This window comes from Planctomycetia bacterium (assembly GCA_034440135.1).
Taxonomy (GTDB): domain Bacteria; phylum Planctomycetota; class Planctomycetia; order Pirellulales; family JALHLM01; genus JALHLM01.
The window spans coordinates 1-9,453 of record JAWXBP010000190.1 but is presented as its reverse complement, the minus strand read 5'-3'; the positions used below and the strand labels follow the sequence as shown (position 1 = coordinate 9,453).

5 protein-coding genes are annotated in these 9,453 nt (G+C 63.9%); 2 read left to right on the top strand and 3 right to left on the bottom strand.

Translation table 11 applies throughout. The annotated features are described in order from the left end of the window. Window positions 1–379 precede the first annotated feature (379 nt). On the top strand, window positions 380–541 hold the full coding sequence (locus SGJ19_11135; GenBank protein ID MDZ4780798.1) for a hypothetical protein: 162 nt from the start codon (window positions 380–382) through the stop codon (window positions 539–541). Window positions 542–866: 325 nt separating this feature from the next. Then, window positions 867–2,117 (top strand): beta-ketoacyl-[acyl-carrier-protein] synthase family protein, encoded by a 1,251-nt coding sequence (locus SGJ19_11130; protein ID MDZ4780797.1) that lies wholly within the window; start codon window positions 867–869, stop codon window positions 2,115–2,117. Window positions 2,118–2,226: 109 nt separating this feature from the next. Here the strand turns inward: SGJ19_11130 and SGJ19_11125 are convergent, their stop codons facing one another. From SGJ19_11125 to SGJ19_11115, 3 genes are all read right to left on the bottom strand, one after another. After that, window positions 2,227–5,994 (bottom strand): CHAT domain-containing protein, encoded by a 3,768-nt coding sequence (locus tag SGJ19_11125; protein MDZ4780796.1) that lies wholly within the window; start codon window positions 5,992–5,994, stop codon window positions 2,227–2,229. A gap of 11 nt (window positions 5,995–6,005) precedes the next feature. Further along, on the bottom strand, window positions 6,006–8,216 hold the full coding sequence (locus tag SGJ19_11120; protein ID MDZ4780795.1) for a protein kinase: 2,211 nt from the start codon (window positions 8,214–8,216) through the stop codon (window positions 6,006–6,008). Window positions 8,217–8,299: 83 nt separating this feature from the next. Then, window positions 8,300–9,453 (bottom strand): VCBS repeat-containing protein (locus SGJ19_11115; GenBank protein MDZ4780794.1); only part of this gene is annotated, 1,154 nt, incomplete at its 5' end.

Sequence of the window (9,453 nt, the reverse complement as noted above, 5' to 3'; positions counted from 1 at the left end):
TTCCCAAGCTGGATGTCGCGAGTTCGATCCTCGTCTCCCGCTCTGAATGTAACTCAAGCCGAAACAAGAACTTGTTGCCAGTCGGCAGTGCGGCTGCGAAAGGCCTGAAACGGTAGCATATGTACTACCGATGGTCGGTTTGGAGTTCCGCACATTCCAAAGTCTTCGTTCCCGCTTAAGTACCGGCACTTGCGCAGCGCGATCGAACAACGTCGCCCTGATGGCAAGCAGTTGTTGCCTCACCGCGATCGCGGTCGTCAATACGCGAGCGACGCGTATCAGCACACGCTGCGCACGCTCGGCATGACTTGCTCGATGTGTCGCACCGGCAACTGCTGCGACAACGCCGCGATGGAGCGCTTCTTCTGGTCCTTGAAGCATGAGTGGACCAAGCACGAGAAGTTCGACATGCCAGCAGCCGCGCTGGAGCGTGTTCCAATACATCGAAACGTTCTACAATTCCGAACGCCTCCAGCAGGCGCTCGGCGATCAACCGCCAACCAAGTTCGAAGCCGATCACGCCGCGCCCCAAGCGGCGTAAACCACGCCCCCGCCGCTGTCCGAAAGTCCTGACGTATCGCGTAACAAGTTTCTCCATAGTCAACGCAATTGGCGACTTGATCCGCCGGGCCGATCTAGTGGCCCGCTTGCGTCCTTGTCAGCGGCGGTCGTATACTACCTAGATCGCCATAAGTTGGGGCGATTCCGCTAGTTGAAGTTTCGCGGCGGATCAGACCGATAAGAGCGGCAGAATCGCGGCGTCAGCTTGTCTTTCCGTTGACGGCGAATGCCTGTTCGGTTAACTGGCTGGCGGCTGGCGTCCCTCGACGCCGTGAGGGCAGCTTTGATTTGCCAGGAGCCGACCCATGGACGAGCGCGAACCGATCGTCATTACCGGGATCGGCATGATCGCTTCCGTGGGCCAGGACCGCGAAAGCGTCTGGCAGGCGGTTCAGGCCGGCCAAAGCGGGGTGCACGCCCTGGTAGGGATGCAGGGGATCGAGGACGGCACGCTGATCGGCGCGCCAGTCGATTTGGAAGCCGAGTACCTGGGCCAACTTAAGCCGATCGCCCTCTGCCAGCGGGCCGCCGAGGAAGCCTTGGCGGACGCCACGATCGACTGGACTGACGTCGACCGCGACCGCTTCGGCTGCGCCATCAGCGGCCATATGGGGGACACCAACTGGATCGCCTCGCTCTCCGAGCGGTACGACCTGGTTTTGCCCCACGTTGTCCCCTGGTGGCATCAATGGATGCCCAACACGGCTTGTTGGCTCGTGGCGAACCGGTACGGCCTCAATGGGCCGCGGATGTGCCATTCCACGGCCTGTGCCAGCGGTCTGATCGACATCCTGGCCGCGGTGCGAGCCATTCGTGACGAACAATGCGATATTGCCCTGGCCGGCAGCGCCGAAGGTTTGCATCCGTTATTCGCGGCTGGCTTCCGGCAGATGCGGGTGCTCGCACAGCATGCGGACCCCACGCAGGCTTGCCGGCCGTTCGATATCGATCGTTGCGGCTTCGTGATGGGCGAAGGTTCGGCGATGTTCGTCTTGGAGCGGCTGAGCCATGCCCAGCGGCGGGGAGCGAAGATTTACGCGCAACTAGTCAGCGGCAAGATGCTGGCCGAAGCGCATCATGTGACCGGCCTCGACGAGGAAAGCGCCGCCCTGGCCTACTTGATTAACGCCACGCTCCGCGACGCCCGGCTGTCGCCGACTGACATTGCGTACATCAACGCGCACGGAACGGGAACGCAGCAGAACGATCTGGTAGAAACGCGCGGCATCCGGCGGGCCTTTGGCGCGGCGGCCGACGCTACGTGCGTGAGCGCGACGAAGTCGATGCTCGGGCATCTGGTCAACGCCGCGGGCAGCGTGGAGTTGGCGATCACGACGCTCGCCCTCCGCGACGGTTACGTCCCGCCGACGATCAACCTCGATCACCCCGATCCGGCCTGCGATCTGGATTGCGTCCCGCTCGTCGGACGCCGGCTGGCGTTTGAGCACGCCCTCAAAGTCTCGGTCGCCTTCGGCGGCCATCTCGCGGCGGCAACCATCCGACGCTGGGACGGCCCGAATGCGGTGGCGAGTCGCGATGGGCAGCGGGCGGCATAGCCGGTGCGGCGGCGCTCTTGCGAATGGCGGCAGAGTTTTCAGTTTTCAGTGTTTTGAGAAGCCGTCGTCACTGAAAACTGAACACTGAAAACTTCAAACTCCCACCGCCTTAGTCGCCCACTGCCGGGCCGATGAGTACGAACGGGGACCAATAGTAGGCCGAAGCCAATTCCGGCTGTTGGCGGATGCGGCGCTGGGCGCTGCGGAGCGCCTTCGCGTAGTGAATTCGCTGGCCGGATTTTTCCATCGCGGCGATTTCCTCCCAGAGCGTGGCGACGAGTTCGCTGCCGGCCGCGTCGTCGACATTCCACTGGCTGCAGACCACGCGGCGCGCTCCGGCAGCCAGAAACGCTCTAGCCAGCGTCGAGCCGGCTTCCAGCGGACGGTCGCCGCCGACGTTTGTGCGGCAGGCGCTGAGCGCAGTAAGCTCGCAGCCGTTGAGATTCAATGCGTAGATTTCATGCAGCGCAAGAAAGCCGTCTTCGTCGACCGACGGCGTGGCGGGGGGCGTAAGGGCGATCGCGCCAAAGAGATTGTCGGCCTGCTCGTCAACGAGACCGTGCGCCGCGAGATGCACGTAGCGGCGACCGGCGATGTGTTCGCGGACGGCTGATTCCGAAGCTTGTTCGCCGACGAACAGGAGACTTCGATCTGCGCCGAAGGCTTCCACGGCGCGGCGGCATTCGATCAAGGTGCCGGGCAACTCGTCAAGCTGGCCGCCGAAATCGACGAAGGCGTCGCGCGTGGCCGCGATTTCGTGAGTCGACTTACCATTCTGGTAGCTCGGATTGCCGACCGAGAGCAACTCCGCCGCGTCGCCGCCTTTCGCATTCGCGGTTCGTTGTAAAAGGCTCAACAGAATTGTCGCCGACGGAGCATAGGTGAGCGGCGGCAACGTATCGAGCGCGAACACCGGCTGATTACCCGGCGTGATCACGAGGCATTCCAGCGGTAGTTGATGCAACGCACCGTCGGGCACGACGATGGCGTGGTCCGGTCCGCGTTGGCCGATGTATTTGCGGACGTCGGCCGGCAGGAAGACTTCTGTCACCAGGCGGCCGCGATCGGGCGCCATGAGACCTCGCGGAGACTGCACGATGCCGGCCAGTCCGCGGCCTCCTTCGACGTCGCGGAGCGCGGCCAAGTACTCGTCGACCAAGCGCACCGCTGTGGCGCGAGTCAGTGCGCGGGATTCCAGTTTGAGGTCGGCGGCGAGTGCTTCGGGCAGTACGAGATCGAATGCCTTCACGTCGCCAGGCTCGTGACCGATGACAAGCAGATGGCTCTGAAAATCGCCCAGCGCATAAAACAGCATCAACGCGTCGGGCGGGATCGCCTCGCGTTGAACTGCTTCGAGCGAGCCGATACTCATCCGCCGCGACAATATTTCGCGATAGAACGGGCTGGCATCGCGAATTTCGCCCCAGACTTGCGCAAAGTCTTGTTGCAGCGCACGGACCTGCGCGCCGAGTTGCTTGTCGCGCGCGGCCTGAGAAGGTTGGCCGTGATTTGCGGACAACTCTGTGCGGGACTTGGCCAGGCGATCCGCGAGCTCACGTTCTCGCTGCAACAAAGCGGCACGGGCGTCGGCAGGCAGCGTATCGCGCAGATCGACGCCCGCAAGTTGCAGTTGATCCAAGAAGGTACGGTTCCGCGCGCGTTCCGCATATCGGAAGGCTGTCGCTACATCACCGGCGGCGAGGTTGTTGTCGACGAGTAGGTCGAACACCGTGGCATCCCGTGCGAAGAACTCGGCTCGCTGCCGCTCGCCGCCGCCGATCGTCGCGGCGCGGGGCGTCTCCAGCAAGTCCGCCGCTTGCTTCAACAATTGCAGGCCGGCCGCGTGATCGCCCTTCGAGTAGTAGATCAACTGCCCGAGGTTGCCGAGGATGTTGTAGTGCAGGATGGGCAGGTCATGCACGTCGGATTGTTGGGCCAGGGCGCGGCGATAGTATTTTTCGGCGGCGTCGAATTGCTTTTCGCGGACCGCGAGATTGCCCAAGTCTGCTAGCGTGCGGGCCGCTTCGGTGGCGGCGCGGCGCTGTTCTTGTGAATGGAGCGCGGCGAGCCAAAACTTCTCCGCCGCCGACTTCCGTCCGTTGGCGAGCGCGATTCGTCCGAGTAACCGCTCCGCCGAGGCGTACACGCCGTCGTTCTTCAATTGGTGAAGCGTCGCCAGATCAAGCCCGGCGCGCGCGGCGCGTTCCGCTTCAGGCAGTTGATTCCTGCTGAGTTGCACGAGCGCCAAGGCGAGATAGCGCTCCACTGCGCGGCGCGCCGCGTCGATCGACTGGAGCGGCGCAGCGGGATCGACGTCGATCGCGGCCTGAAGGTGTTCGGCGGCCCGATCTTTTTGGCCCTGAGATAGGTAATTCATTGCCAGGAATTGCAGCAGCGCCGCCCGCAATGGTTTGCCGCTCGGTCCAGCGCGTTCCGCACCGGCCAAGGCCTCGCGCAACAGCGCGATCGCTTCGGCGTGACGGCCGCGCTCGCTGGCGATGGCGGCCACGTTGCTCTGGGCTTCCGCCAGCGGCAGGTCGCCCGGCTGGTAAAGCGACTTGCAACGAGCTAGTACTTCGATAAAGGCCTGCTCGGCATCGTCGTAGCGGCCGAGCTTGCGATAGGCGTTTCCGAGATTCGTGAGCGTGGTGGGAAGGGCCTCGGGCGGAGCGTGCGGGTCTTGCTTCGCCAGTTCCAGGCTTTCGCTCAACAATTCCACCGCGCGCTCATATTGGCCGTTGGCGGTACACAGCGCGCCGAGCACGTCGGTCGCGTGGCGGCGCCACGCTGGCGAGGACTTGGCCAGCTCGTAGGCGGCCTCCGCCGCGCGGAGCGCATCGGCGAAGTCGCCCAATTCCTCGTAGGCCAGGCGAATGCGATCGAGCGACGCGTAACGCTCCAAATCGCTACGCGGCTTGCCCAACTTGTGGTATAGCTGTTCGGCCGCAATCAGCATCTTCCAAGCGTTGGCGGCATCGTGCGGCTGGCCGGCGAGTTTCAGCGTCAGTCCAAGTTCTTTGAGCGCGATCGCGCGGCGCAGACTCTGATCATCCGCTTCCAGATTTCGCAATTCCGCCCGTAACCGCGCCGCGGCGGCGTCAAATTCACTCAGTTCCCGTTCCCAGCTCGCCGTTTGGATCAAGATGGCGAACGCTGCCGGATGCGCAGGGCGCGCCGGGAATTGTTGGAGCAGGGACCGGTTTGCGGCGAGCGCTTCGCGCTGTTGATCGAGCGCTGCCAGGCAACTGGCTTCCACCTTCGTCGCGCGCACCAGCAAATCAAGCGGTGGCGGAGCAGCGCTGGCGAGTTGCTGGCGAATCGCCGTGGCGTCCTGCGCTAGTTGCTCTTGCGTTGTGCGCGGCGCGAGCGGATTCGTCGCCGGGTCCGCCAGTTTCCATTGCGTTTCCAACCGCCACACGCCACTATCGCGCGCATTTCCCTCCGGCATTTCAAGCGCCGCACGCCAGGCCTTGCGGGCTTCCTCGAGATTCCCCAAGCCGGCGTGGATATCGCCAATGCGCCCACGGAACTCGCGGCGCTGGCGTAGAGTGTCGCCATCGTCCGGCAACTTTTCGAACCAGCGCAGTTGCCGCTCCGCGAGGGGCAACGCCTCCTCGAAACGGCTCGAAGTGACGTAGATATCCACCAATGGCGTCAGACAACGCGCCAGATACTGCTCCTCGCTCAATTGCCCCTGGTCGATGGCTTCCAGCGCGCTCTGCAACAGCGGCGCGGCTCGGGCGTAGTCTCCCTGCCGATAAAAGATCTGACCGTGATCGACGTTCGTGGCGGGATCGTCCGCCGCGCGCAGCGCGCCAACGCTCGCAAACCATACGAGGCACGCGCCGAGACAGCGAATGATAGTGGATGTCGCCATACGGCACTCGTTCATTGATGGGGGAAGGCGAGGCCGTAGTAGGCGTCGAAGCGTTCCTGCAACGACTGTTCGAAATCGCGATCCAGCGGATTCTTCTTCGAGGTCACGACGGCTGAAAGTCCCCGACTGCTTCGCACGGCGACGTCCGAGCCAACCACGGTGATGTTTTTGAACGCCAGGTCGTGGCTCGCGGCAAACGCGGGACGGCGCTCGAACTCTTGCAACTCTTGATCGGTCAATTCCTCGTCGCGCACGGCCAAGATCAACATCTCGTACCCCCGCGCGGCGTCGAGCGTTTGCCACTCGTTGTCGCCTTGCGGGATGTCCACCTTCGCCACAGGGTTTTGTGCGGCCACGTCCCTCGGCCACAATCGAACGGTTGTTCCGGAGGAGTCATACCAATACGCGTAGACGAATTGCGGCTGCGGCAGCGCGACGTGGATTTGCAGCTTGTCCCCTTCGTGGAGCGGGAGGTCGTCGTTGTCAAGCAGCTTGTGACTACCGCCTTGGTCAGCGCGCTGTAAGTCGATTTGGACGACCGGGTCCTTGGCCACCGCATCGAGTTGCGCCTGGAGAACTCGATCGATCTTCGCGATCGTCGCCGGCGGCAGTGATGTTTGCTCCCGTGGCCGCAAAACGAAAAACAGCAGTGCCGCCAAGGCCAACGCGCCGCCGCCGGCAGCGCCCCAGATATAAAGGTTTCGCGGCGGAACCTTCGGCGGCGCCGTTGGTGCGATTGCGGCGCGCAACTCCGCCGCCATGTCGCCGGACGTCGTGTAACGCGCCGACGGATCCTTCGCCATCGCCTTGAGGCAAATGCGTTCCAGTTCCGCCGGAATCGTGTCGTCCACCGTGCGCGGCGGGGCTGGGGGTCGGGCGATGACTTGTTTCAAGATGTCGTCGGTGCTGCCTTTGCTGAACGGCAGTTTGCGGCAGAGCAATTCGTACAGCACCACGCCCACGGCGTAGATATCGGACTGTGGACTGGACCATTCCGACTTGCCCGCCGCCTGTTCGGGGCTCATGTAGGCGACCGTGCCCAGCACGCGGCCTTGATCGTCGATGAAGAACGCGTCGTCCATTTTCGCCAGGCCGAAGTCGGCGACTTTCACCTTGCCGCGTTCATCCAACAGGACGTTGGCCGGCTTGATGTCGCGATGCACGATCCCGTGCTGATGGGCATGATGCAGCGCCTCGGCGATCTCGGCCGACCATAGCGCCGCCTCGCGATGCGTATAGCCGCCGCGTTGCATCCTGGCTTGCAGCGAAGCGCCGGCGACGAACTCGTAGACAATGTACGTCCGCCCGTCGTCGGTCGCGCCCTTGTCAAGCACCGTGACGATGCCGGGATGCCGCAATCGCGCGGCGCTCTGTGCTTCATGCGAGAATTGCTTCGTCTGTTGACTGGCGTGAGCGCGGCCGGCTCGCGGGACTTTGATTGCCACGTCGCGCTTCAGGTCCTCGTCGCGGCATTGATAGACGACGCCAAACGTGCCGGCGCCGAGCGTGCCGAGGATCCGATAACGCCCAATGGTTCCGCCGGGCACGCCGGTTTCGCTCAGCATGCGCGACGAGCCCAGACTGGCCTTCGTAGCATTCGCCACCGGCTGGGCCGAACGACTGCGCGCCGTGGCCGCCGTATCGACTTCCAACGTATGTGCCGCGCGACTGGGATCGTCCTCCGGCGCGACCGCTTCGCCGTGGCCGATCACCGTTGCACCCGCTCCAGCGCCCCCGGCAGCCGGCGCCGCGCGATCGAGCGCCGAGGTCTCGGTCGCCGGCGAGGTATCCGATTGCAATTCCGCCGCTCGACTTCCAAAATTGGTCGGCAATGTGCCGGAACCTTGTCCCTTGAACCGCTCGGTCGGCGCCGGCGCCACGCCGAACGGCACCGTGCCCACGTGCGCCTGTTCCGGCATCGCGGACGCTTCGGCGTCGTCGCTCGCCGGCAGGGCCTCGCTGGTCGCCAATAACTCCGGGCGGACTTCGGGGTAATCGGCGAGATAGCTTTCCAGCGTGCGCGCATCGCCGCGCAGTTGCCGCCGTTCCACGTCGACTTTGATCAACTCCGCCAGCGCTGCGGGGCGCTCGTCGTGCGGCAACTCGCCGACAAAGTTGCGCAAGTCAGTAGAGCCCTCGTCGCTCGCGGCCTCATAGGCGTCGACGCAAGCGGCGATCCGCCACCATTGTTCCGGCAAAAGTTGTTTGATGGGCGTGGACATGGGGGGAGATGACGTCGTTGGTAGGTGGAGTCGTTGGATGCCTTTCGCGGAGCGAAAGGAGACGATGTGTTGTTTGTCGTTCGTTAGTCGTCGAGGTGTTCGATGTTCAGGCGTTGTCGGCGGCGGTGTGCGGCATAACCGCCCGCGCCGAGGGCCGCGGCGCTGAAGGCGAGTGCGCCGGCCCAGAGTTGCCAAGGCCAGGTGATCTGCACGGCGGACTTCGTTAGCGGCCGCGGTTCGCCGTTCGCTTCCGGCAACGGCAGCGGTTCCTCTAAATGAGCGGGTGTGATGGTTGCCGTGTTGTTCGCCGGCGCGACGGATGTCGCAATGTCCCGCGCTGGCTCGGTAGGCAACGGGCCGGGCTCTTCGCTTTCTGGCGTCATCGAACGCGGCGCGGCCAAACGTTGTTCCGGTTCCGCCAATACGATGTCGGACGACGCGGCATCTAATCGGCCGGCGAGCTCGGCGGCGATTTCGCCCAGCATCTCGCCCCATGACGCTGCTCCCTCGGCCGTGGCGGCGGCCATGCGCTCCGGCAGATGTTCGTTCGTCAGGTCGGACTTCGCGAAAGCATCGACTGCCTTCAAAGCAACATCGACGGAATGTCTCAATCCTGCCATGATCGCGTCCGCGCCGAGCCACAGCCGATTCACGGTCTCAATTGCATTCGCAACCGCGCCGCCGGCAGCTTGCGCTTCGGGACCATCCGCTTCGGCGTCCACAAACTGGGCCAAAAACGCCGCCACGTTCAATGGCAACTCCGGCGCGATCAGGATGCTCGTCGCCAAGACGCGGAATCCCGCTTGAAAAAGCGTGAGCAATAAGCCCGAGCCCGGCGACAGGGGACCAGCTGGCTCCGTCGCGCTGGGCAGAAAATCCTTCGGCGTGAACACATGCGGTTGTTCGTCGGCTTCGTGCGTAACCAGCAGTCGAAGTCCGGTCTCGCCGCCGAAATCGATTAGTTCCAATGACGACGGGTGATCGAACCCGAGCTCGTTCACGACAGCCGCGAGCGACAGTCCCGCGTCGAAGCCCAGCAGTACCGACAGGCTACCGCTGGCGTTGTTGGCCACGACCAAGTCGAGGCGACCGTCGTCGTTGAAATCGCGCGCCACGGCGCTCGTGGGTCGCAGCCCGCCCGTGGCGATCGTCACGCCCCCCAGCGGACCGGAGAGAAAGTTCGAATAGAATGTCAAGCTGCCGCCGCGCGCGTTCACGGTGACCAGGTCGGCGCCGG

What these genes read in the sequence shown, in the direction of transcription:
- SGJ19_11135 (MDZ4780798.1), top strand. Translation starts at nt 380, where the DNA reads ATGAGTGGACCAAGCACGAGAAGTTCGACATGCCAGCAGCCGCGCTGG.
- SGJ19_11130 (MDZ4780797.1), top strand. Translation starts at nt 867, where the DNA reads ATGGACGAGCGCGAACCGATCGTCATTACCGGGATCGGCATGATCGCT.
- SGJ19_11125 (MDZ4780796.1), bottom strand. Translation starts at nt 5,994, where the DNA reads ATGGCGACATCCACTATCATTCGCTGTCTCGGCGCGTGCCTCGTATGG.
- SGJ19_11120 (MDZ4780795.1), bottom strand. Translation starts at nt 8,216, where the DNA reads ATGTCCACGCCCATCAAACAACTTTTGCCGGAACAATGGTGGCGGATC.